This is a genomic window from Salegentibacter maritimus (assembly GCF_016236975.1).
Taxonomy (GTDB): domain Bacteria; phylum Bacteroidota; class Bacteroidia; order Flavobacteriales; family Flavobacteriaceae; genus Salegentibacter; species Salegentibacter maritimus.
On sequence record NZ_JAEHNY010000006.1, the window covers coordinates 221,500 to 247,489 of the forward strand.

Consider the following 25,990-nt stretch of genomic DNA (forward strand, 5'->3'; position numbering starts at 1 on the left):
CAGGATTTAAGATTTTTCTTCGGCTTATAGTTATTTTAATGTTTACTGGAATAATCTAAAAAAATGGCAACTACCAAAAGCAGTTGCCTAGAGTTAATTCCTGCGGCTTATAGCCTTGTTGTGAATTGTCTTTCAGAAAAACGAATATATATAAAAATATAGAATATGACAAAACTTGGATTAGATTTAGGTAGTTCATCTGCGGGATGGACATTAAAAGAAGATGAGAAAATTATAGATTTTGGAGTTGTAACTTTTAACACAGGAATGTCTAAAGGCCAATCAGGAGGTTATGTTTCACCTACCAGGGAACGAAGAGAAGCTCGTTCAAAAAGAAATTTAATAAAATCAAGAAAGTACAGAAAATGGGAGTTGCTAAAAGTGTTGATTGCAGGTGATTTTGTTCCGTTAAATCAAATAGAGTTACAGGAATGGAGTAAATACAAAAAAAGGCGAATTAAAAAATTTCCAGAAAGTGAAAAATTCCTAAAATGGTTGGCTTGTGATTTCACCTATAATGATGGATCAAAATATAAAAATCCATATCAACTAAGAGTAAAAGGTCTCACAGATAAGTTAAGTAAATATGAGTTTGGACGTGCTTTGTACCATATTGTTCAGCGTAGAGGTTATAAGGATATTGGAGAAACCGATAAGGAAACAGAAAATCAAATAAAAAGAAGAAATGAAGATGGTTTTAAAGATGCTTTAGATAGACATGGCACTGTTGCTAAGGCTTTAAATGAAGAATTTCTTGAAAAGGGGAAAAGAGCAAGAAATCAATACCCACTTCGTGAAGAATATCAACACGAACTAGAGAAAATATGTAAAGCTCAAGGTTATAACATTGAAAAAGAAGGCAAAGAAGATTACAAAGATGATTTTGTAAAAAGCCTGTGGAAAGCTATTATTTGGCAGCAACCACTAAAAACTCAAAGAGGAAATATTGGAAAATGTACTTTAGAACCGACAAAGCCAAGATGTCCTGTTTCCCATCCTGTTTTTGAAATATCCAGAGCTTGGCAATTTATCAACACTATCAAATATTATGATGAGAATGATAATAAACAACCTTTAACTTTTGAAATGAAACAAGCGCTGTTTCACGAAAAATTCTTAAAAAAAGATTCAAATTTTAAATTTGAAGATATTAGAAAGTTCCTTGACAAAAAGTTTAAAAAATCCAAGAAATATAATTACCCGATAAACAAAAAAACAGGGGAATATGACACTTCCATTTCGGGAATGCCTGTTTGCAAAGGTTTAATTGACATATTTGGAGAAAAAGCCAGAAAAGCACTTGGCGAAATAGAACAATACCACATTGGTAATGCGCCCAAAATTATTGATAGATACTCCATTCATGATTTATGGCATATCATTTTTGACTTTGATGAACCATACCTCGAAGATTTTGCAATTAAAAAACTAAACATTCCAAATATCACAAGGAAAAGAAAGAAAAAAGATGTTCCTATATCACCATTGATTGAATTAAAAGGTAAATTTTTACAAGGTTACGGAGATTTAAGTTTAAAAGCGTTATGCAAAATAATCCCATTTCTAAAAGAGGGTTATTTATATAATGAGGCAGTTGTGTTAGCAAAAATCCCTGAATTAATAAACGGCAGTTGGCAAGAAAAAAGGGACGTGATTACCAAAGCACTTAAAAAAGCTAACCAATTGTACAATGATAAGAGAGCTATAATAAATATTACAAATAATTTGATAGATAAACATAAAGGCCTAACAAACTCTGAAAAATTTGCCTATAAAGATTTTGAATATATTTTAAAACCAAATGATGTTGAGGAAATCAAAAAGACCTGTGAGGGTTATTTTGGGGAAAAATCGTGGAAGGAGAAAGAACACAAAGAAGAAATAATTCAAGATGTAGGACATGAATATCAAGATTATTTTTACGATACCAAAAGGTCTTATCGAAAATCTCTAACTCTAACCGAAATTTTTAAAGAGGTTTTAAAAGAGTATAAAATTGAGTTGAAAGGCGAATTATATCATCATTCAATCCGGGAGAATAGATACAATCAAAATTTAAAAACAAACTGGGAAACAGGAGAAAAGTATTTGCCAACGGACAAAAAAACAGGTATTAAAATTCTGCCGGTTCCATTCATTGATAGTATTAAAAACCCAATGTTCAATAAGTCAATGAGCGTACTACGCAAATTGATAAACGAACTCATTAAAGCGGGGAAAATTGATGAAGATACGGAAATTGTAGTTGAACTTGCTCGTGAATTGAATGACAATAACAAACGAGCTGCAATAGAACGTTATCAAAACTTACGCAGAGACAATAGAGAGAAATACCGATTGTTCCTTAAGGAATTTAAGAACAATGAAAAAATGAATTTTAATGTAGAAGAAAGCATTCCTGTTTTTGAATTATGGTCAGAACAAATATTAGAAAAAGATGAAAAGGACCAAGAAACAAATAAGAACACAACAATTTTAAAAGAAAAAGATGCCGAAAAACGCTACGAATTATGGATGGAACAAAACGGACAGTGTATGTACACTGGAAAAATGATTTCAATATCACAGCTTTTCTCCAATGAAATAGACATTATGCATACCATTCCGCGTAGTATTCTGCCTGATAATACAAGGGCAAATATGACGGTTGGTTATGCTAGATATAATCGTGATTTACAAAAGCAAAAGATGCCCAAAGAATGTAATAATTACTATAATGACGTAGGTACTTGGGGGACAGCTATTGAACCACGCTTGGAAATGTGGAAACAAGAAAAAGACAAATGGAAAAGTTTATATGAAAGCAGAAAAAAACCAAAAGGCAATGAAGATGAAAATAAAAAGAATAAACGAATACAGGAAAAGCACTACTTCAAAATGCACTTAGATTATTGGAAAGACAAAGTAGAACGTTTTGAAGCAGAAGAAATAAAGGACAGTTGGGCAAGACGGCAGTTGGTAGATACACAAATGGTAAGCAAGTACGCTCGGGAGTTTTTAAAACTGTATTTCAAAAAAGTGGTTGTTCAAAAAGGTACAGTTACAGCAGATTTCAGAAAATTGTTTGGCTTTCAAGAAGAAGATGAAATAAAAAGCCGTAACAAACACACACATCACGCCATAGATGCGGCAGTCCTTACGCTTATTCCAGTTAATAGTAGCCATAGGGAGAGAGTTTTGAAAGAATACTATGAAGCATTGGAAAACAAAGATAAAAGTGCACTTGCAAGATTAAGGGCAATAGTAAAACCATCATCAGATTTTAACCCGCAAGAACTGATTCGTAAAATAGAAAGAAATACCCTGATTGTCAATTATGAAAAAGATAAAATCCTTAATAAAACTTTTAAAAAAGTAAGGAAAAGAGGAAAAATACAATACGTAAAAGACAAGCAAGGTAGATATATTCGTGATAAAAAAGGAGACCGAATTATTAAATATGCAAAAGGAGATACAGTAAGAAGCTCATTATACAAAGATACCTTTCTTGGGAAAATTAAGGATGTAGAAAGGTATCCAGACGGTAAACCCAAAAGAAAAAATGGTAATGGTGAATGGGAATACAAAAAGGGAGAAGATGAGTTTATTTATACAGTTCGTAAACCTTTAAGAGATGTTGTTTCGAAAGTGAAAGACATTATTGACCCTGTAATACGTGAAATTGTAAAAGATCAAGGTTTGGATGCTGTTGACTCTCAGGGTAATATAATAAGGCATGTGAGAGTAAAAGCAAAAGCAGGAAGAGAGGTGAAAGAACGAGTAAATTACCGTTCAAAACATCAACATAAAAATAAATATTATGCAGCATCTGATTCAATTCCTTATGCCATTCTACTACAAAAAAGTATAGGTGGTAAAGTAGAACGAAACATGATTCCCATAGCATCTTTTGAAGTAGCCAAGGCATTTAAAAAATACGGCAAGTTCAATTTTGATGCTTATGTAAATGAAGAATACCCACAATATAAAGAATGGGACAAACAACGCTTGAAAGTAGGGCAAAAAGTTCTTGTATTGAAAAATGATAATGAATATAAAAAACGAAAAGAACTGGACTTTCAACAAAAAAGATTGTATAAAATCACCCAATTTTATGAGAACGGAATTTATTTGAAATATCATTTAATATCCACCAAAGATGATGATATTGATAAAGAAGTTAAGTTAAAGAAAGATGAGGTTGTGGCTCATTATGATAAAAAATATGGACTTACAGAGATTAGAGAAGATGAAACAATTAGTGATGTTAAGGAAAGAAAGAAAAAATACAATGATGACAGATTTAGATTTGTAGGAATTAAGGATAATCGTTTTGCTCGCCTAGTGCCATATATGGGAGAAAATGCGGTCAAATGTCTAAAAAAAGAGGTAAGTAAATATAAAAAGCAATCATCCGAAATAGATATTGAAGGTAATACTCCCCTACTAAAAATGGGGATAGATAATTGTAATCTTTTATGTGAAGGCAAAGACTTTTCTGTTTCAATGCTTGGTAAAATAAATTGGCAAAATGATTTAACGCAGCCTTTCCCTCGGTAAAAACCACCCCAGCCCTGGCAGGTTTTAAAAACCTGCCAGGGCTCAGAGGTCTCAACTAACCTCCATAAAGATGAAAATATGCAAGACAAAAAAGCAATATTAAATCCCGAAAGCTCCTATCATATTTATAATAGAGCAAATGGGAGTGAGCAATTATTTGTATCAAACGAAAACTATAGGTACTTCCTCAAAAAGTATGATACATATATAAATCCCATAGCAGATACGTTTTGCTATTGTTTGATGCCTAATCATTTTCATTTTTTGTTAAGGATAAAAACAGAAGAAGAGTTATCATCAACTTTTCCAAAGTTTGAAACTTTGGAAAAGTTAAGCCTCCTCCTAAGCAAACAATTTTCAAACTTCTTTAGTTCCTATACACAAGCTTTCAACAAACAACAAAGTAGAAAAGGGAGCCTGTTTATGAAAAATTTTAAACGAAAGCTCATAACTAATGAAGGTTATTTTAGAAAAGTTATGCATTATATCCACTACAATCCTGTAAAAGCCGGTTTGGCAACATCTCCAAAAGATTGGAAATATTCTTCATATCGAACAATTATTTCCAATAGGGAAACAAAACTGCAAAGAGAAGAAGCCATAAGCTACTTTAATGACCTCAATAATTTTAAATATTGCCATAAGATACCACCAGAAATTACGGGCATTAATTAAGTCGTGAAAATTTCAGACCCTTTACAAGATTGAAAAAACCCAACAACTATGATAAAACGCAGCCTCTTTTTTGCCAATCCTGCTTACTTGAGTACCAAAAACGAGCAGTTAGTAGTTTCCTTCCCGGAAGGGGAAAAAAAAGATAAAACAGTTCCTATTGAGGATATTGGGATGTTAGTCCTGGAAAATCCTCAAATTACCTTGACCAACGGACTTATCACAAAGCTTATTCAAAATAAAGCGGCCGTGGTGAATTGTGATAAACAACACCTTCCCTGCTCTATTTTACAACCCCTGGTAGGCCACACCGAACAAACCGAACGTTTTTCAGCTCAACTCAGTGCAAGTTTACCATTAAAGAAAAATTTGTGGCAGCAAACCATAAGCGCTAAAATTAGCAATCAGGCACAGCATCTTTTTAGGAGAGGTAAAAACCATAAAAAACTAGTGCGTTGGGCTAGAGAAGTGAAAAGTGGCGATACCGAAAATCACGAAGCTATCGCAGCCGCTTTTTATTGGCAAAACCTTTTTGAGCTAGAAGGTTTTACCAGGTATAGACACGGAGATCCGCCAAACAATTTGCTTAATTACGGTTATGCAATTTTAAGGGCTGTTACCGCCAGGGCACTTATAAGTTCAGGTCTATTGCCGGGAGTGGGAATCTTTCATCATAATAAATACAATGCCTTTGCGCTAGCCGATGATATTATGGAACCCTATCGCATTTATGTAGATGATTTGGTATATGATATAGTTCTTGCAGAAGAAAATATAGAGGAGTTAAGCACAAACCTGAAATCGCAACTGCTAAAAATACCGGCTTTAGATGTTTTTATTGACGGTAAATGGAGCCCGCTAATGATAGCCCTTAGTAGAACCACCAATTCTCTATATGAATGTTTTGCCCATCTAAGTCGGAAGATTCTTTACCCGGTTTATCAATAGCAAGAGGCTTTTCACATCAGATTTCAATATTAAATATATGGATCAAAAATTTTCACGTTTAAATCAATATCGAAGTATGTGGGTATTAGTGTTCTTTGATTTGCCAACTGAAACCAAAGTAGAAAGAAAAGCAGCAGCTCGTTTTAGAAAAAACCTGCTTGATGATGGGTTTGGCATGTTTCAGTTTTCCATTTATACCAGGTTTTGTGCAAGCCGTGAAAATGCCGATGTGCATACCAAACGCACTAAAAGAAATCTCCCAAAAAAAGGTAAGGTGTGTATTATGCAAATAACCGACAAGCAATTTGGAATGATAGAACTTTTTCACGGTAGAAAAGAAACCGCTCCCGAAGCCCCTACCCAACAACTTGAGCTATTTTAGGATCTAAAAACTCCTTTTCGACTGATTTTAAATGTCTTAAAACTTAGAAAATTTTAAATCCTACAAAACCATCTAAAAAACAGGAAACCAGCTTTTTACAGCGGGTATCCTGTGAATCCTAGATAAAAATACAATTCTGAAAGCAATTCACAACGAAACCTTATAAAGTGCTCCTGGAGAAAAACCTGTGAATCCTAGATAAAAATACAATTCTGAAAGCAATTCACAACAAATCGGTGCAAAGGTCATTACCATATACTCCTGTGAATCCTAGATAAAAATACAATTCTGAAAGCAATTCACAACCGGGCACTATCCAGGATTTTGCGGCCAATACCTGTGAATCCTAGATAAAAATACAATTCTGAAAGCAATTCACAACGAAATAACCCTTTTCAGGTCTTTCTTCTTTCCTGTGAATCCTAGATAAAAATACAATTCTGAAAGCAATTCACAACTAAAAGGCTGTATTGGTTTGTAGTGCAGAACCTGTGAATCCTAGATAAAAATACAATTCTGAAAGCAATTCACAACTACGTCAGCTTCGGTTAATCCTGTAGGTACCTGTGAATCCTAGATAAAAATACAATTCTGAAAGCAATTCACAACTCTACTCCAGTTCCAAAATACGCCAAAGGTCCTGTGAATCCTAGATAAAAATACAATTCTGAAAGCAATTCACAACTTAATAAACTTCAGGGCATCGGTTATTTTACCTGTGAATCCTAGATAAAAATACAATTCTGAAAGCAATTCACAACGAAAGCGGATATACTAATGAGTTTGATATCCTGTGAATCCTAGATAAAAATACAATTCTGAAAGCAATTCACAACGGGATTTGTAAACAAAGGATTAGAAGCAATCCTGTGAATCCTAGATAAAAATACAATTCTGAAAGCAATTCACAACCGGTTGCTTTTCTTCCTTAATTGGCTCGGTCCTGTGAATCCTAGATAAAAATACAATTCTGAAAGCAATTCACAACACATACAATTCTGGGGAAGCAACAATATTACCTGTGAATCCTAGATAAAAATACAATTCTGAAAGCAATTCACAACTTAAAAGATGCTATGGAAACTTTTTTGGCCCTGTGAATCCTAGATAAAAATACAATTCTGAAAGCAATTCACAACAACCATTTTACAAAGTTCGCCTTGCGTAATCCTGTGAATCCTAGATAAAAATACAATTCTGAAAGCAATTCACAACGATATTCTAAAAGCGAAGTGTGAGATTCGTCCTGTGAATCCTAGATAAAAATACAATTCTGAAAGCAATTCACAACGTCGATGGGGAATACCATTCTGTAATTGAACCTGTGAATCCTAGATAAAAATACAATTCTGAAAGCAATTCACAACACCTCGTTTAAATAGTTGTCGTCTGCGTTCCTGTGAATCCTAGATAAAAATACAATTCTGAAAGCAATTCACAACTGAATACAAATCAGTAGTTATGCTTTCATTCCTGTGAATCCTAGATAAAAATACAATTCTGAAAGCAATTCACAACTGTGCATTGTTCTTCTTTGTAAAGGCATACCTGTGAATCCTAGATAAAAATACAATTCTGAAAGCAATTCACAACTTCAAAAGCTTCATCCTGATAAAATCTCTCCTGTGAATCCTAGATAAAAATACAATTCTGAAAGCAATTCACAACTACGAAGAGCTAAAAAAAGCACCAAAGAAACCTGTGAATCCTAGATAAAAATACAATTCTGAAAGCAATTCACAACCGGTAAATATTAATTGTGCATTGATTTTCCCCTGTGAATCCTAGATAAAAATACAATTCTGAAAGCAATTCACAACTGTTAATTATTTAGTAGCCGGTAAATTTCCCTGTGAATCCTAGATAAAAATACAATTCTGAAAGCAATTCACAACTATTCTCATAAACAGATCCACCAATAAAACCTGTGAATCCTAGATAAAAATACAATTCTGAAAGCAATTCACAACTGTCAATCGTAGAGGATAGATCCTGCCAATCCTGTGAATCCTAGATAAAAATACAATTCTGAAAGCAATTCACAACGACTGGGCAGCAAGTTTGAAGCTATAAGCACCTGTGAATCCTAGATAAAAATACAATTCTGAAAGCAATTCACAACAACATAATCAAAGCCCTGGTAATTATTTACCTGTGAATCCTAGATAAAAATACAATTCTGAAAGCAATTCACAACTATTTTTAAAACCTTCAAAAAGGTCACCTTCCTGTGAATCCTAGATAAAAATACAATTCTGAAAGCAATTCACAACAGAGCATAAGTTCCTTTGTAAACAAACAAGCCTGTGAATCCTAGATAAAAATACAATTCTGAATTCTGAGGCCAAAACCCACATTATTTTACACCAACCTAAGATCGTAGAAAACAAAAACCCGAAGTCCAGAAGATCACCACGAGAATCAGCGAAGCTAAAGCAAATAACTGTACTCTTTTTGGTTCAAGTACCTAAATGCATAAGCATCCTCTCCTTTCACTTGTCGATGACCAAAACTAAAAATACAATTCTGAATTCTTAAGCCAAAAACAACATTATTTTATACCAACCTAAGATCGTAGAAAACAACAACCCGAAGTCCAGAAGATCACCACGAGAATCAGCGAAGCTAAAGCAAATAACTGTACTCTTCTTGGTTCAAATACCTAAATGCATAAGCATCCTCTCGTTTCACTTCTCGATGACCAAAACTAAAAATACAATTCTGAATTCTGAGGCCAAAACCCACATTATTTTACACCAACCTAAGATCGTAGAAAACAACAACCCGAAGTCCAGAAGATCACCACGAGAATCAGCGAAGCTAAAGCAAATAACTGTACTCTTCTATGAGTGAAGCACTTAAAATCACAAGAGCATCCTCTCGTTTCAACTGTCGAAGACTAAAAATACAATTCTGCATTCTGAAGCCAAAAATAACATTATTTTACAGCAATATAAAAGCGTAGAAAACAACAACCAAAAGTCCAGAAGATCACTACGAGAATTAGCGAAGCTAAAGCAAATAACTGTACTCTAATTTCAGTGATATAATAAAATCATAAGAACATCCTCTTGTTTCACTTGTCGAATTCCGAAGCCAGAGCAAGCATTATTTTACGCTTTATCAACTACCCCACCTCCACTCTCCTAAAATATTGCTGAAGAATATCTGAAGCCTTTTTTAAGGAAGTAATTTCAGGACTTTCTACGTACTCCAATTCATATTTCCACCCAAGGGCTTCCCATTTATGTACTCCCAATTTATGATAAGGGAGAATTTCTATCTTTTCAATGCTTTTATAATTTTTAAAATGATCTCCCAGCTGATGTAAGTACTCTTCCTGATCTGAATAACCAGGTACCAGCACATAGCGTAACCACATAGGTTTACCGGTAGACTCCCTATATTCGGCGAATTTCAGGGTATTTACATTAGACAGTCTGGTAATTTTATGATGCCAATCGTTATTTATATGTTTAATATCTAACATCACAAGATCTGTGGTTTCCAGTAAGTCTTTAGTTTGCTTATCTATTACTTTTCCATTGGTATCTAAAGTAGTGTGAATGCCCTCTTTATGAAGTTTGTTGAATAACTCTTTTAGCATAGCACGCTGCAAGAGTGGTTCGCCTCCAGAAATAGTGACGCCTCCATTCTTTCCGAAAAATGGTTTTTGTTTTTTGGCTTTGGCTACAATTTGATCCAGACTCATTAAAGTACCACCGTCTATACTAATGGTATCGGGATTGGCACAATACAGGCAATGAAACTGGCATCCCTGAACAAATATTACCAATCTAATGCCCGGCCCGTCATGTGTTCCAAAAGTTTCAATAGAATGTACCCGTAAAGCTTCCGCCTTCTGTAAATTGGCAATTAAATTACCTGAACCTGTTATACTTGTGTTTTTCATATGCTTTTAGAATCAAGCTCCCTAGACCGGGAGCTATGTATGAGCAAAAATTTAAATTAAAAGATGAGAGAACCTGCCAGGTTTAACTAACAGGATCTCTCACCAACTAACACAAAAACTAAAAAAACCAATTTTATAAACTTTCGTGGAAGGTTCTGGTAATCACTTCCAGTTGATGGGCTTTGGAAAGCCTTGTAAAGTTTACGGCATAACCAGAAACCCTTATAGTCAATTGAGGATAGTTCTCCGGATTTTTATAAGCATCCATTAAAGTTTCCCTATCCAGCACATTTACGTTCAAATGATGCGCCCCCAGTTCAAAATACCCGTCTAACAGCCTACTAAGGTTTTCTATTTGATCTTCCCTGCTACTTCCCAAAGATTTTGGAATAATAGAAAAGGTATTGGAAATTCCGTCCAGGGCATCTCTATAATCTAATTTTGCTACAGAGCTAAGTGCTGCTACCGCACCATCGGTATCTCTCCCATGCATTGGGTTAGCTCCCGGAGCAAAAGCTTCTCCTTCTTTTCTGCCATCTGGGGTTGTTCCTGTTTTTTTACCATACATTACATTAGAGGTAATGGTAAGTAAAGAAAGGGTAGGCCGGGCATTTTTATAGCAGGCGTGCTTTGCCAATTCTTCCGAGAAAAACTTTGTTATATATGCGGCAATTTCATCTACCTTATCATTATCATTTCCAAATTTAGGATAATCGCCCTCTACAATAAAGTCTACCGTTAAACCATCTTCATTTCTTACAGGTTTTACTTTTGCGTATTTAATGGCAGAAAGGGAATCGGCTATAATTGATATTCCTGCGGCCCCATAGGCCATATCAATACCGGGGTCTGAATCTATTAAAACCATTTGAGCTTTTTCATAATAATGCCTATCGTGCATATAATGAATTATATTCATGGCCCTGGAGTAAACTTCTGCAATTTGGCTCATTGATTTTTTAAAGTTCTCCATCACAGCTTCGTATTCTAAATACTCCCCTTCTAGTACCGAGATGTCCTGAAGCACTTTCTTTCCTGAAATTTCTTCGCGACCTTCATTTAATGCCATCAATAAGGTTTTTGGTAGGTTTGTTCTGGCACCAAAAAACTGAATTCTTTTCCCTAATTCCTGGTAAGAAACGCAGCAAGCGATCCCATAATCGTCAGAGCCACGTGTTTCCCGCATTAGATCGTCATTTTCATATTGTATAGAAGAAGTATCTATAGAAACTTTTCCGCAGAACTTTTTAAATCCTTCCGGTAAATCTTTAGACCAAAGCACGGTAAGGTTAGGTTCTGGCGATGCGCCCAGGTTATAAAGGGTTTGCAAAAATCTAAAGGATGTTTTGGTTACTTTGGTCCTTCCATCGTTAAATTGGCCTCCAATAGCCTCGGTAACCCAGGTGGGATCGCCACCAAAAATTTCGTCGTATGCGCCGGGTCTTAAGTGGCGAACCATACGTAGTTTCATCACAAACTGGTCTACCAATTCCTGTGCTTCAGACTCGGTGATGAGGCCTTTTGCTAAATCTTTTTCAATATAGATGTCTATAAAATTAGACACATTACCTAGCGACATAGCAGCACCATCCTGTTCTTTCACCGCCGCTAAATAGGCCATATACAGCCACTGAATAGCTTCTTTTGCAGAGGTTGCAGGCCTATTTAACTCCAAACCGTAAGAATTACCAAGAACGATCATGTCTTTTAAGGCTTTTATCTGCGAAGTAATCTCTTCGCGCAAACGTATTTTATGTTCATTCAACACGCCATTTACCGCTTTTAAATCGTTTTTCTTGGCTCTAATAAGTTCATCGGCACCATATAAAGCCAGGCGACGGTAATCTCCAATAATTCTTCCCCTGGCATAGTTGTCGGGAAGGCCGGTAAGTATCCCAAGAGATCTGTACTGTTTTATTTCATCGTCATAGGCCGAAAAAACACCATTATTATGGTCGCTGGTATGTTTAAACACGTTTTTAACCTCCTCAGCAACTTCCAAACCTCGTTCTGCAACAGCTCCTTCCACCACGCGTATTCCTCCAAAAGGCTTCATAGCCCTCTTTAATAACTCATCGGTTTGTAAGCCAACAATAAGTTCTAAATCTTTATTAATATATCCGGGTTTATGACTTGTAATACTTGAAATAGTTTCAGTATCAATGGCCAGGCAACCATCCTTTTTTCTTTCTTCCAGCATAGCGTCTAAGCAAATCTGCCAAAGCGTAGTGGTTCTTTGTGTGGGACCTTCCAAAAAGGAATCGTCTCCATAATATGGGCTTACATTTTTTTCAACAAAAGCTTTTACATCTATTAAGGGAAGATTTAAAAGTTTTTTTTCAATAAGATCTTTTGTTTCTGCAGTTTGACTTTTCATAATACAGCATTTTGAATGAAAGAAATTTGGGTGTTTTTTTAACCTTAGCGGGTCCTTTTATTAATATGCATATAAAATAACTGCTCTTTGAGACCATAATTACTGATTGAAATCATATTTAGACATAAGCATTTGAAAAGAAGGCAACTACAACGATTTTGTTAATAAGTTTTAAACAGCTTAAAAGGCAAGCTATTTTTGGTAAGTTCTGAAAGAAACCGGGGGCTATTAAAAAACCGCCTAAAAACTTAGATATCATTAAACCAAATAACGATTCAAAAGTTTTTAGGCGGTTCTTTATATATATAGAAAGCCTACTCAGATTTTAGCTTAAGATTGCTTTAGTTTGTTTTTTGGCATGAATAGCTACTTTTCTTTTTTTCAATTTTCGAATCTCCAATATGGTTAGCACCGATAGAAACAAGGCGATTACCAAAAGGGTAGCAAAGAAATATAAGGTACCATTATAACTATTTGAAATAGACCTGCCCCAGGCAGCAAACAAGGGTCCTGCCATACCTGCTGCAGCCCAGGCGGTTAAAATATACCCATGTATGGCCCCGAGTTCTTTAGTTCCAAACATATCGCCTATATAAGCGGGAACAGTAGAAAAACCACCTCCGTAACAAGATAAAATTAAGAAAATAAGCACTTGAAATATCAAAGCATTGCCGGCAGAAGGCAATAAAAAGAACGCGATAATCTGAATACTAAAAAACAAGGCAAACATGAGGGGCCTTCCTATAAAATCAGACAAAGTTGCCCAGCCTATCCTACCCGCACCATTAAATAAGCCCATAAATCCTACCATAGTAGCAGCAGCTACCACGCCCATCCCGGCATATTCCTGGGCCATAGGCGAAGCTACCGAGATAATTGCAATCCCACAGGAAATATTTATAAAAAGCATCAACCATAAATACCAGAACCTTTTTGTCTTTACCGCTTCATTGGCAGTAAGCTGCGAAAGATCGGATTTCAGCACTTTCTTTCCGGTTTTTGTAATTTCTTTAAAGCCTTCAGGCAGCCAATCTTTAGGAGGTGGGGCAAGATATAGAGAAGAAATCAATATTAATATAAAGTAGATACTGCCCATTATAAAAAAGGCATTTGCAATACCCACTGCCGCAATAAGATAAACAATTACAGGGCTACTAATTAGCGCCGCAAATCCGAAACCCATAATAGCCAGGCCGGTTGCAAGCCCACGTTTATCGGGAAACCATTTTACCAGGGTAGAAACAGGGGTTATATACCCTAAACCCAGTCCTACGCCCCCAAAAACACCATAGAATATGTATAAAAGATAAAGGGATTCTAAATGAATTGCAACTCCCGAGCCTATAATTCCAACTCCGAAGAAAATGGCGGCAAGAAGCCCCGATTTCCTGGGACCTTTTTTTTCAAGATAATGGCCCAAAAAGGCCGCCGATATTCCCAGAAAAAAAATTGCCAAACTAAAGGTAAACTGGGTATCTGCCAGTTCCCATCCAAATTTTTCAATAAGTGGTTTTGTATAAACGCTCCAGGCATAAACCGAACCAATCGAAATATGGATCCCTACTGCTGAGGCTGCAATAAGCCATCTATTTTTAACTTTTTCCATATCTAAAATGTTTTTAGGATTTACAAAGTAAAAATATGGGCGTGCAAAAAAACCTGACCAACATCAGGATATAGAGTATTAAACATATTTCTATAAAAAGTTAATAAAGTATAGTCAGAGTAGTTTTTTAGGAAGCGGTAGAATAACCGGGCTATATCATTATGGAAGTAAAAAGTGTACCAACTCTATAACCCGGTTTTATGGCTATTAAAATTTCTTCTTTTGTAACCTAACGGCATTTAATATGGCCAATAATGCCACTCCTACATCAGCAAAAACGGCTTCCCACATCCCGGCGCTTCCCATGGCTCCAAGTAATAGAACCAAAGCTTTTACACCAAATGCCATCCCAATATTTTGCCATACAATATATCTAGTACTTTTTCCAATTTGTATTCCCTGTAAAATTTTAGATAATTGATCGGTTTGTATAACCACGTCGGCTGTATCTATGGCTACATCGCTACCAAGTGCCCCCATAGCAATCCCCACATCGCTGCCTGCCAATACCGGGGAATCATTAATGCCATCTCCCACAAAAGCAATTGTTCTTTTGGCGTCTTTTTTAAGTTCTGTAAGTTCACGTAGCTTATCCTGCGGTAACATTTCCCCTTTAGCATTGTCTATATCCAGTTTGGCAGCAACTTCCCGAACAATTGCCCGGGTATCTCCCGAAAGCATAATTATTTCTTTTATTCCATAGTTTTTCAATGCCTCAAGACTGGCTTTGGTATCCTCTTTTAATTCATCTGCCAGGGTGATATAACCAACATATTTATTGTCTATGGCCAGCCCTACAACAGATGCTGCAATTGCCTCCAATTCTTTTGGAAAACTAATATGGTACTGTTCCATAAGTTTAGGGTTGCCGGCCAGTACCTGCTTCCCGTTAATCACTCCTACCAGGCCTTTTCCAGAAATCTCTTTAAGATCTTTTACTTCATAATGTGTTGTTGCCTCTATTTCGGCAAGAATTGCTTTGGCAATAGGATGGGTAGACTTACTTTCTAATGCCAGCAAATAATCAAAAAATTTTGATTGGTCTATTCCTACTGTTTCTACCTTTTGAATTTTAAAAATCCCTTTGGTAAGCGTTCCCGTTTTGTCTACCACCAGGGTATTTATTTTAGTTATTTTATCTAAAAACGAAGCTCCTTTAAATAGAATTCCATTTGCCGATGCTGCGCCCAATCCGCCAAAATAGCCTAAAGGAATAGAAACAACCAATGCACAAGGGCAGGAAATTACCAGGAAAACCAGTGCACGGTACAACCAGTCATTAAAAATGTAATCTTCTATAAAAAAATAGGGTAAGAAAGTAAGTGCTAAGGCGGCAAACACAACAATAGGGGTATAGATGCGGGCAAATTTCCGAATAAACAATTCGGTTTTAGACTTTCTGGCACTGGCATTTTGCACTAGATCAATGATCCTGGCTACCGCACTATTTTTAAAAACTTTTGTGGTCTCTATTTCAATAAGCCCCTCCAAATTGATCGCCCCGCTTAATACCTGCTCATTCTTTCTTATAAGTCTTGGTTTACTTTCACCGGTTAATGCAGCGGTATTTAGCCGGGCTTTATCAGAAAGAAGTTTTCCGTCTAGCGGAATCTTTTCGCCGGGCTTTACCTGTATTTTCTCGCCAATCTTCACTTTCTCCGGATGCAGGCTTTCAAACCTATTATCTCTCCAAACCGAAGCGATATTGGGACGAACATCTAATAAAGATTTTATACTGCTTTTAGCCCGCTTTACGGCCTTTTCCTGAAACAACTCACCTACGGTATAAAATAACATTACCGCTACGCCTTCTGGATATTCTTTAATAGCAAAAGCTCCAATAGTAGCTATAGACATTAGAAAAAATTCGGTAAAAAAATCTCCTGCCCAAATATTTTTAATCCCATTTTTAAGCACCGGAAAGCCTACCGGGATATAGGCCAGGATGTACCAACTTAACCTTATAAAACCTTCAAAAAAAGAAACCTCAAAAAGGTCTAAAAGAAGTCCTGTTACAAGAAGAAAAAAACTAATAGCGGCAGGAAAATATGTCCTAAAAATTTCTTTCTTGTTTTTCTTAATGTGCTTTTTTCCTTTTAAATGCTCTTCCCGGTATTTTATATTGTTCCTTTTCATAATTCTGAATATTTGTTTATTTAATTTAGAACTTCAAATTACGAGCAAGATGTAGTGCCACAGAAGTGCATTTATTCCTATAATAAAATAGGGCTGCTTGAAAATATACTTTTCAAACAGCCCTATTTACAAGCTTGCTTACTTAAGGCCTGCACACTAGACCTATAAGGAGTTAGCCCTCACATTGATCGCAAATACCCTTTACCACTAAATTGGCATCTTTTACCACAAAACCTTTAGGCAAATTAATATGCGGTATTTTCCTATCGGTTAAACACTGTGTTTCATTACATTTTACGCAGTGAAAATGAAGATGGAGGTCTTGCGGATCACACATACAATCTTCTTCACAAAGCGCATATTTTTGAACGCCCGTACCATCATCAATTTGGTGAACCACTCCTTTCTCTTCAAAAGTTTTTAAGGTGCGGTATAAGGTTGTTCGGTCAGATTGCCCCATAAAGTCTTCAATATCGCTAAGGCTGCTGGCAATGTTTTTCTTTGCCAGGTAATCATAAACCAGAATCCTTACCGCAGTGGGCCTAATACTTCTTTCGCTTAATTTTATCTGAATCTCTTCCATAACATCATTTTAGTGAGAATGCCCGCCTTCATCCTTATTCATTTGAGCATCTAAATAATACGCATTATTTTGAACAAAACGGGTTGCTTTTGGAAGGTCTTCCATTATTTTTACAGATACCCAACCATTAACTACTTCACCCTTAATAATTTCTACAGGCCGCATACTCCAGTCTTCTCCTTCTTCCTGGGCGGTAAAAGCATAGTAGCTTTCCCCATCTCTAAAAATAGCTTCTTCGGGAAGGGCCAAACTTTGTCTATTTTCTATATGTATCCTGCCTTTTACGTACATCCCCGGGATTAAACCTTGTGGTTTATCCTTTATTTCAGCATGTACATGTACAGCCTTTGGATCCTGTTCAAAAGTTTTACTTATAGAAATAATATAGGCTTCAATCTCTTCTCCCGGCTTAGACGCCACAGAAAATGTTACATTCTGCCCAACTTCAACTTTTGCCACATCCTTTTCAAACACCATTAAATCGGCGTGAACATGATCTGTATTTACAATTTCGAACATAGAAGTTTGAGAAGCCACATACTGACCGGTTTTAACATTCACCTGCTCTATAGCTCCCTCAATAGGGCTTCTCACCGGAATTTGCTGAATGATATTTCCCTCTTCTATAGTTTTGGGGTTAAGGTGTAAAAGTCGCAATTTGGAACGCAAACCTTTTACACGGCTTCTGGAACTCTCTAAGGCAGCCTCTGCTCTTTGAAAAGTTTCTCCCGAACCTACACCCTCGTTATATAAAAGCTCCTGGCGCGCAAATTCTTTTTCCTGTAACCTCTTTTCGGTAAACGCATCCAGGTATTTGGTTTGTATCTCAATAATATCGGGATGACTTACATATGCAATTACTTCTCCTTTGCTAACCTGGTCTCCTTCTATCACCAATATTTTAACCACATTTGCCCCCATTACCGTGGTTACCGTCGCCTCGCTTTGCGGCGGGACTTCCAATTGCCCATTGGCCGATACAAAACCACTTATATTCCTTTTGCTTAAGGTATCTATTTTTATCCCCAGGCTTTCAAACTGATTTTTTGTAAGCATTGCCTCTTTAACATGTATCGTCTCTTTATTTTCTTTAGAGGTTTCAGTTTCTTCGGCTTTGCTTGTATTCTCATTACAGGAGAAAAAGCTGAATATTATTAAAATCAGGAAACTATATTTTGTATATCTACTTAAGTGTATCATTCTTCTAATTGTTTAGGTAAAATCACCTCGTGGCAAGCCTACGAGGCATTAACTGAAAATATTTTTATTTCGAGGCAAACCTCCCGGCATTAATTCTCGATTATCAAGTAAAACTCTAATTCGGCAATTGCCTCTAAATATTGTTGTAATGCTTCCAAAGCTTTTAACTCGGTTTCAATAACCTCATCAAGAATTTGAAGAAAACCTACATATTCTAAGGCTCCCTCTTTAAAGGCCAGTAAAGCAGCTTTTTGTTGCTCTTTTGAAACCTCTAAAGCTTCTTCTTTATAAAACTCCCACGAAGCTTTCCACTTCTTATAATTTTCTTTGGCTTGCTGAAATTCTGCTTTTAATTTTTGCTCCTCCAGTTGCGCATTCTCTCTAGCGATCTGGGAGGTAATTTTAGCGGCACTGGCATCTCCATAAGCTTTTCCTGAAAGCACAGGTATTGAAATCCCGGCCTGATAACTGTAAAAACCATCTTTCCCATTAATCTCCTGTGCCCCATATTGAACATTAAACTTTGGAAGGAAATTAGCCTGTAACCGCTTATGTTCCTGCCGGGCTACTTCAAGCCTACTTTTTGCAAGGCTCAAACCAGGGTGATCGCTAACAGAATCTTTGGCAGCCAGTAACTGTATCTCTGAAGGCTCATCAAAATTTAAACTTACTGAATAAAAATGGGCTTCCCCTAACCAAATATTTAGCTTTTGAAGCGCTATACTATAATCGTTTTGAGATTGATTAAAGCGATTATGAATTTGATTTACCTTATTTCCTGCGGTGATAGCCTCTAATTTTGAAATCGCTTCTACTTTAAACCGAAGGTCTATTGCTCGCTTAAATTGAGTATATACAGAATCCAGCTCTTTAAACGACTTATACCTGTGCCGTGCAATATAGGCTTCGGCCCAGGCCTTTTTCACCTCTCTTTCAACTTGCAATGTAGTTAAGTTAAAAGCATTTTTAGCAAGGCTTATTTTGCTCTTTTGAAGTTTAAGTTTAGGGGCTATGCCAAAAAGATCGATATTTTGCTGTTGTACCCCAATCCTGGTATAGACGCCACGGCCGTCGTCAATTTCCTCGCCCCCGGTAAAAACCTGGGTTTCCCCCAGGCCCCAGGCCGATTTCTTTAAAGCTTCCTCCCTATCGATTTCTAAAGCTTTACTTTTTAAACCGGGATAATTTTCTAGTGCTAATTTTACGGCCTCAGCTTGCGATAATTGCTTATCTAAAGGCGCTTCCTGTGCATTTGAACTGAATGGAACAAGAAAGAACATACCTATAATAAGAGCAAAAGCAGGAACAGCTTTTTCACCTATAGATGGCCCTTCTGCCTGTTCTACCCATTTATATAAAATAGGAAGCACCAAAAGCGTTAATAAAGTAGCCGAGATCATGCCACCAATTACCACAGTTGCCAAAGGTCTTTGTACTTCGGCACCTGCCGATGCTGATACCGCCATGGGCAAAAATCCAAGAACATCGGTAAGGGCAGTTAATAAAATAGGACGTATTCTGCGTTTTGTTCCCAGGCGTATTCGCTTATTTAAATTAGTTACGCCTTCTTCTTTAAGTTCGTTCAGGCTGCTTATTAGTACCAGGCCATTTAAAACGGCAACTCCAAAAAGCACAATAAAACCAACACCGGCCGAAATACTAAAAGGCATATCCCTTAACCATAACGCGTAAACCCCGCCTATGGCTGCCATGGGTATGGCCATATAAATCATAATAGTTTGTTTAAAAGATTTTAATGCAAAATAAATAAGGATAAAAATGAGCAATAGCGCAATAGGAACCACAATTTGCAACCTCCCGGTAGCACGCTCCAGGTTTTCAAAAGCACCTCCATACCTAATATAGTACCCGGGTGGAAGCTCAAAATCTGATTCCAGTTTTTCCTGAATATCGGCCACTACCGATTTTACATCCCTATTACGAATATTAATTCCTACATAGGTACGCCTGTTGGTGTTATCCCTACTAATTTGCATAGGCCCTGACTGGTAACTGATTTCTGCCACTTCTTTTAGCGGGATTTGTGAGCCTAAAGGCAAACTTACATACAGGTTTTTAAGGCTTTCAATATTTTCACGCTCTGAATCGTCTAAACGCACCACAAGATCAAACCTTTTTTCCCCTTCAAAAATCACCCCTGCTTTACCTCCGGCAAAAGCAGTTTCCACTAAGCCATTTAACTGTGAAATAGTAAGTCCGTACTGTGCGAGTTTTTCCCGGTTATAAGCTACAGTAATTTGGGGTAAACCGGAGATGGCTTCTACTTTCATATCGCCCACACCATCTACTGTAGCAATAATACTACCCATTTCCTGTGCTTTATCGGCAAGAACATCCAGGTTTTCGCCATATAATTTTACGGCTACATCCTCACGCACCCCGGTTAGCAGCTCATTAAAGCGCATTTCAACCGGTTGACTAAATTCGAAAGAGACCCCGGGGACAACACTTATAGTTTCTTTTATTTTAGAGATCAACTCGTCTTTGGAAGATGCACTAACCCATTCACTTTTTGGTTTTAGGATAATAAAACTATCCCCTATATCCATAGGCATAGGATCTGTAGGAACATCGGAAACACCGAACTTAGATACCACCTGTTCAATTTCGGGGTATTCTTCTAACAATAATTTTTCAAGTTTAGTAGAAGTAGCAATTCCTTCAGTTAAAGAGCTGCCGGGTTTTAAAATAATATGAAAAGCAATATCTCCTTCATCTAACTGGGGTACAAACTCACCGCCCATTCGGGTAAACAGTAAAACGGCCAAACCAAACAACAGGATTGCCACACCAATTACCAGCTTCGATTTCTTTAATGCCCCGGCCAATAAAGGCTCGTACATACTTTGTAGCCAGATTACAAGTTTATCACCCTTAGATTTTTTTATTTTCTTAGTAGGTTTTAAGAACAATGCCGACACCATAGGAACATAGGTAAGGCATAATATCATAGCCCCCAGCATTGCAAAGATAAAGGTAAGGGCCATGGGCTTAAACATTTTCCCTTCAACACCCTCCAGGGCCAGGATTGGAAGAAATACAATTAAGATGATAAATTGTCCAAAAAAGGCTGAATTCATCATTTTTTTAGCTGAAGAAGCTGCAATTTCGTCCATACTCTTTGCATGGAATTGTTGCTTCTTTTTTATTCTCTCATGAATTAAGAAAACCGTACTTTCTACAATAATAACTGCACCATCTACGATGATACCAAAATCTATAGCCCCAAGGCTCATAAGGTTAGCCCAAACCCCAAAAGCATCCATTAAAATAAAAGCAAACAACAGCGAAAGTGGAATTGTAGAAGCTACAATAAGGCCGCCCCTCCAGTTTCCGAGGAGGATCACTAAAACAAAAATAACAATTAGCCCGCCCAACATCAGGTTTTCGGCTATTGTTCCTGTTGTTTCTCCAATTAATTTGCTTCGATCTAAGAAAGGTTTTATAGAAATCCCTGGCGGTAAAGACTTTTGAATTTCGGCTACGCGTTCTTTTACATTATCTATAACCTCATTAGAATTTGCTCCTTTTAACATCATTACCATACCGCCTACGGCTTCCCCTTCACCATTTTTGGTAAGGGCGCCGTATCTAACCGCACTTCCCACCTGTACTTTGGCAATATCTTTAATAGTAATTGGAACATTATTACTGGTTTTCACCACAATATTTTCCAAATCTTTCTTATTCCTGGCCAGTCCTTCTCCCCTAATAAAATTAGCCTGATGATCTTTTTCAATATAAGCCCCTCCGGTATTCTGATTGTTTTCCTGAAGGGCTGTAAACACCTCGCTTATACTAATTCCCATTGCCCGTAATTCATCGGGAATTACCGCAATTTCAAATTGTTTAATATTACCTCCAACACCATTTATCTCTACCACTCCCGGCACCATGGCCATTTGGCGTTTTACAATCCAATCCTGGATGGTTCTAAGCTCTGTAAGATCATATTCGTCCTTAAACTCGTCTTCTACCTCTAAAGTGTACTGGTAAATTTCACCTAAACCGGTAGAAATGGGCCCCATAGAAGGCTCTCCAAAGCCCTGTGGGATTTCCTCCTTAACCTGGGAAAGTTTTTCAGAAACCAATTGCCGGGGAAGATAGGTTCCCTGGGCGTCATTAAAAACAATGGTTACTACCGATAGTCCAAAACGAGAAACCGAACGTATCTCCTGAACTCCCGGTAAATTACTCATAGCTACCTCTACAGGGTAGGTCACAAATTGCTCTATATCGGCAGTACTTAAATTGGGTGCCTGGGTAATAACCTGCACCTGGTTGTTGGTAATATCGGGTTGGGCATCTAAGGGTACTTCGCGCATACTCCAAATTCCCAATCCTACAAGGACTACGGTAAATAGCCCCACTATAAATTTATTATTGATTGAAAAATCAATGATTTTATCTAGCATAAAAAATAATGTAAATATTAGTATTAACCCTGCCCGCGGTAGCGCCCGGAGCAAGTTTTTGATTCTCGGTTAACCTATAGATACGAGCATATACCCCGAAATTGCGGGATTAGATAAATTGTAAGCTAATAATGATGATGCCCGTATTTAACCGAGCCTGGGAGGCTGAAAAACCGATAGAGAGATACCGGAATCCTTATTAAAACGATAAAAATCGGGGGAAGTATTATTTTCTATCTCCAAAAATATCTGATAAGAAACTTCAGAGGTAGTATAAACAAGTACATGTACATGGCAGCAGGAATGATTTTGCTGAAAAGGAAGTTCCCCATCGTAACCATCATTATGGTAGGTTTTATCTTTGCCATAATGATCTGCTATAAATTCGAAAAAAGAAATTTGGCTTTCCTGCTTAAGCTCTGTGTAATGTTTTATGAAATTATCTACTTTAGGAAGTTCGCAACACCAATCCATTCCGGGGCCCAGTGACTGAAACAGGAAAATTAAGGATAAAGATATGCTAACAAATAATTTCATTCTGAAGCAAAATTAAACAAAATAAGATGCAATGGTAGTGCAAAACTATTTAAATGCTTTTTTAAAGATCTATAAAAAAAGGATCAGACTTAAAAAAGTCTAATCCTTTTATTTTAATCTTATACGCTTTGTGGGATAGTTCCAGAATCCTAAATATAACTATTGTTGAGTAGCTTTAAATAAATCCATTTTCCCATCTCCATTAAAATCGGCAGTAAAAATAGAATTAATTGCTGCATTATTAGATTCAGCTAAGGTATCCCAGGCAGTTGTCCCTTGATAAGATACCTCATAATTGCCCGCAGACTCAATAAGAATATCTGTTTTATCGTCGCCGTTGATATCTGCGAATTTCATATCAGCAATTTCGTGATTTGAAGTAGCCCATTCAGTCCAGGTTCCACTTGTTGCTAATGAAACATACCATTTTCCACCAGAAGTCCTAAAAGCATCTGTAATACCATCACCATTAAAGTCACCAAATTTTATAGATGATAAACTTATTGGCGATGACGCCCACTCTACCCAACTGGTATTTCCGCCAAGTGAAACATACCATTTTCCTCCAGAAGCTGTAAAAATATCTGTAGTTCCATCTCCATTAAAATCTCCAAGCTTAAAATCATTAATGCTTAAGCCAGAAGTTGTCCATTCTGTCCATGTACCAGATCCTCCAAGAGACACATACCATTTTCCTCCAGAGGCTCTTATAACATCTGTGGTATTATCTCCATTAAAATCTGCAAATTTAAGCGTAGAGATATCATAACCCGTACTGTTCCATTCAGCCCAATCAGAAGTTCCGCTTAAAGAAACATAGGCTTTTCCGTCGGTAGAAGTTCTATAAATATCTGTACTTCCATCTCCGTTAAAATCTCCATAAGCCAAATCATTTAGTGGTGAATTAGACACCCTTATTTGAGTCCATGGTGTATTACCAGAATAGGAAACCATCCAGGCATCGTCTGTTTTATTACTGTCAGAATAATAAGTAAAATCAAAATTACCATTATCAGTTCTAATCCCAGAAGCTCCTGAAATATCCTGAGGAAGGTTATAAATTGCTTTTCTCCAAACCTCATAACCATCTACACATACAACTAATTGAAAATCATCTCCTATAGAGCCATTTGGATCACTATCAGCTATTGGAATTAATTGTGCTCCTAATTCGTGAAACTCACCATCACTCATAGAAGAAACAGGAGGAAAAGAATTCGCTGAAGTGTCTGCATAAAGAGAAGTATACCCACCATCTACACACTGACTGTGGTACACCATACCAGGATTTGATTTTATAGAAACGGCTATATTTTCATACGGTTCTAACCACCACATTACATACAAAACATTACAGGTATTCTTTGACCTTAGTTTCAATCCTATTTGCCGTCTCATAGTTCCATCAGTTAAAGGAATATCTGCATCAGAGGGTCCATTATATCTAAAATTAATTTTCGAATAAAAAGATTGCACCCTATCATTATCTATTTCTGCTCTTGTAACAGGGGTAGAGGTAGATAGTAAATTATTATTTCCTTCAGTAACCGTACCACTTGTAACATTTAAACCTGTTCCTGTTATTTGTTTTAAGTTACTAAAGTTACAAACCGGTTCGTCACCAAAAATAATACCTTCCGATTCTGAAGATAAATCATGATATTCGTTTGTTGAAGAACTAATAATTTCTTCCTGCTCTTTTTTACAAGAAGACAACAAAGTTGGTATAAGACATAAAATTGCTATATAGAAGATATTTTTTTTCATAATATAATAGTTGAAATTTTAAAATTATTTGTTTAATACATCCCATGACTACCCCTTGAAACGCTATAACTTTTATAGCAAACTTCTTTTGCCAATTTTCTAAAATATTCAGCGTTTAGCTCAAGAAATTCTTTTACTAAGTAGAATGGAAATTTTGTTTACTTTGCTCCTTATTTCTTTACAAGAAACTTTGTAAAAAAGATTCCCTCTTTGATCTTGAAACCGCTCCCTTTAACAACTTCTTCTTTTTACCCTCAACAGGTTGGTTAAACAATGGTTTTGGTTATAAACCTGTAGTCATTAAGAAGCATTTAGTTCATTTAAGGCTTAATAATCATGGGGCTTAAGAAACATTCTGGTATTTCTTAATTTAAGTGAAATCAAGATTTATAAAACCATCTATTTATAAGATTCTTTGAAACGTAGAAAGAATCAAGCAGACGAAATCTTCTTGAAAACACTTTTAATATTTCGAGTGTATAAGTTGGATATGAATACCAATCTCATATAAGAGACACCCCCTAAAGCTAATTCACTGTTAATTCTGTAGTTCTATAAGTACTAATCCCGTTTCTAGTAACTGTAAAAGTTAGGGTATACACTCCTGGTGTTTCTGTTACGATATAGTTTAGGTCTTTTTCCTCTGAAATGGTTTCTGATTCTAAAGTCCATTCATAAATAGCACCATCATTTGGAGATACAACAGGAGAGTGTATCAAGGTACCATTGGCATTTATACTTTGAGATGCGGACCAGTTTACAAAAAATATTTTAGGCAATTCATCATCAGCAAATACAGATTTGGAATCTTCATCGGGAGTACAGGATACCATAAAGACAATGAAAGATAACAATAGTAGTATGTGTTTATTTATATATGTTTTCATAGATTCT

Annotated in this window: 14 protein-coding genes and 1 CRISPR repeat array; of the genes, 4 read left to right on the forward strand and 10 right to left on the reverse strand. The window is 36.5% G+C overall.

What is annotated here, in order from left to right; all coding sequences use genetic code 11:
- The first annotated feature begins 165 nt into the window (after positions 1 to 165).
- The 4 genes from cas9 to cas2 all read left to right on the forward strand — a co-directional run bounded on the left by cas9 (position 166) and on the right by cas2 (position 6,541).
- Positions 166 to 4,539 (forward strand): type II CRISPR RNA-guided endonuclease Cas9, encoded by a 4,374-nt coding sequence (cas9, locus tag I6U50_RS08645; protein WP_198638542.1) that lies wholly within the window; start codon positions 166 to 168, stop codon positions 4,537 to 4,539.
- 78 nt (positions 4,540 to 4,617) lie between these two features.
- A complete protein-coding gene (locus I6U50_RS08650; protein ID WP_198638543.1) occupies positions 4,618 to 5,214 on the forward strand; it encodes a hypothetical protein in 597 nt (198 codons plus the stop codon).
- Positions 5,215 to 5,262: 48 nt separating this feature from the next.
- Positions 5,263 to 6,159, forward strand: a complete 897-nt coding sequence (gene cas1, locus I6U50_RS08655) for a type II CRISPR-associated endonuclease Cas1 (RefSeq protein WP_198638544.1) — start codon at positions 5,263 to 5,265, stop codon at positions 6,157 to 6,159.
- 37 nt (positions 6,160 to 6,196) lie between these two features.
- A complete protein-coding gene (gene cas2, locus I6U50_RS08660) occupies positions 6,197 to 6,541 on the forward strand; it encodes a CRISPR-associated endonuclease Cas2 (protein WP_198638545.1) in 345 nt (114 codons plus the stop codon).
- Positions 6,542 to 6,649: 108 nt separating this feature from the next.
- Positions 6,650 to 8,890: direct repeats of the CRISPR family, unit length 46 nt; unit sequence CCTGTGAATCCTAGATAAAAATACAATTCTGAAAGCAATTCACAAC.
- 778 nt (positions 8,891 to 9,668) lie between these two features.
- Here cas2 and pflA read toward each other — a convergent pair.
- The 10 genes from pflA to I6U50_RS08710 form a co-directional block, all read right to left on the reverse strand.
- Complete coding sequence (gene pflA / locus I6U50_RS08665) at positions 9,669 to 10,454, reverse strand: pyruvate formate-lyase-activating protein (RefSeq protein WP_198638546.1); 786 nt, start codon at positions 10,452 to 10,454, stop codon at positions 9,669 to 9,671.
- Between the two features lie 133 nt (positions 10,455 to 10,587).
- A complete protein-coding gene (pflB, locus tag I6U50_RS08670; RefSeq protein WP_198638547.1) occupies positions 10,588 to 12,831 on the reverse strand; it encodes a formate C-acetyltransferase in 2,244 nt (747 codons plus the stop codon).
- Positions 12,832 to 13,156: 325 nt separating this feature from the next.
- The gene (locus tag I6U50_RS08675) at positions 13,157 to 14,437 is read right to left on the reverse strand and encodes an L-lactate MFS transporter (RefSeq protein WP_198638548.1); all 1,281 of its coding nucleotides are present in this window, start codon (positions 14,435 to 14,437) and stop codon (positions 13,157 to 13,159) included.
- 207 nt (positions 14,438 to 14,644) lie between these two features.
- A complete protein-coding gene (locus tag I6U50_RS08680) occupies positions 14,645 to 16,573 on the reverse strand; it encodes a heavy metal translocating P-type ATPase (RefSeq protein ID WP_198638549.1) in 1,929 nt (642 codons plus the stop codon).
- A 172-nt stretch (positions 16,574 to 16,745) separates the two neighbouring features.
- Positions 16,746 to 17,156: a Fur family transcriptional regulator gene (locus I6U50_RS08685; protein WP_193711161.1), complete on the reverse strand. Its 411-nt coding sequence runs from the start codon at positions 17,154 to 17,156 to the stop codon at positions 16,746 to 16,748.
- A gap of 9 nt (positions 17,157 to 17,165) precedes the next feature.
- Positions 17,166 to 18,356, reverse strand: coding sequence for an efflux RND transporter periplasmic adaptor subunit (locus I6U50_RS08690; RefSeq protein WP_198638550.1), 1,191 nt, complete (start codon positions 18,354 to 18,356; stop codon positions 17,166 to 17,168).
- A gap of 89 nt (positions 18,357 to 18,445) precedes the next feature.
- A complete protein-coding gene (locus I6U50_RS08695; protein WP_198638551.1) occupies positions 18,446 to 22,792 on the reverse strand; it encodes a CusA/CzcA family heavy metal efflux RND transporter in 4,347 nt (1,448 codons plus the stop codon).
- Between the two features lie 147 nt (positions 22,793 to 22,939).
- On the reverse strand, positions 22,940 to 23,329 hold the full coding sequence (locus I6U50_RS08700; RefSeq protein WP_198638552.1) for a hypothetical protein: 390 nt from the start codon (positions 23,327 to 23,329) through the stop codon (positions 22,940 to 22,942).
- 159 nt (positions 23,330 to 23,488) lie between these two features.
- On the reverse strand, positions 23,489 to 25,096 hold the full coding sequence (locus I6U50_RS08705) for an FG-GAP repeat domain-containing protein (RefSeq protein WP_198638553.1): 1,608 nt from the start codon (positions 25,094 to 25,096) through the stop codon (positions 23,489 to 23,491).
- Between the two features lie 527 nt (positions 25,097 to 25,623).
- Positions 25,624 to 25,983 carry a hypothetical protein gene (locus tag I6U50_RS08710; protein WP_198638554.1) on the reverse strand — a complete coding sequence of 120 codons (360 nt, stop codon included), beginning with the start codon at positions 25,981 to 25,983 and terminating at the stop codon, positions 25,624 to 25,626.
- Positions 25,984 to 25,990: the final 7 nt, after the last annotated feature.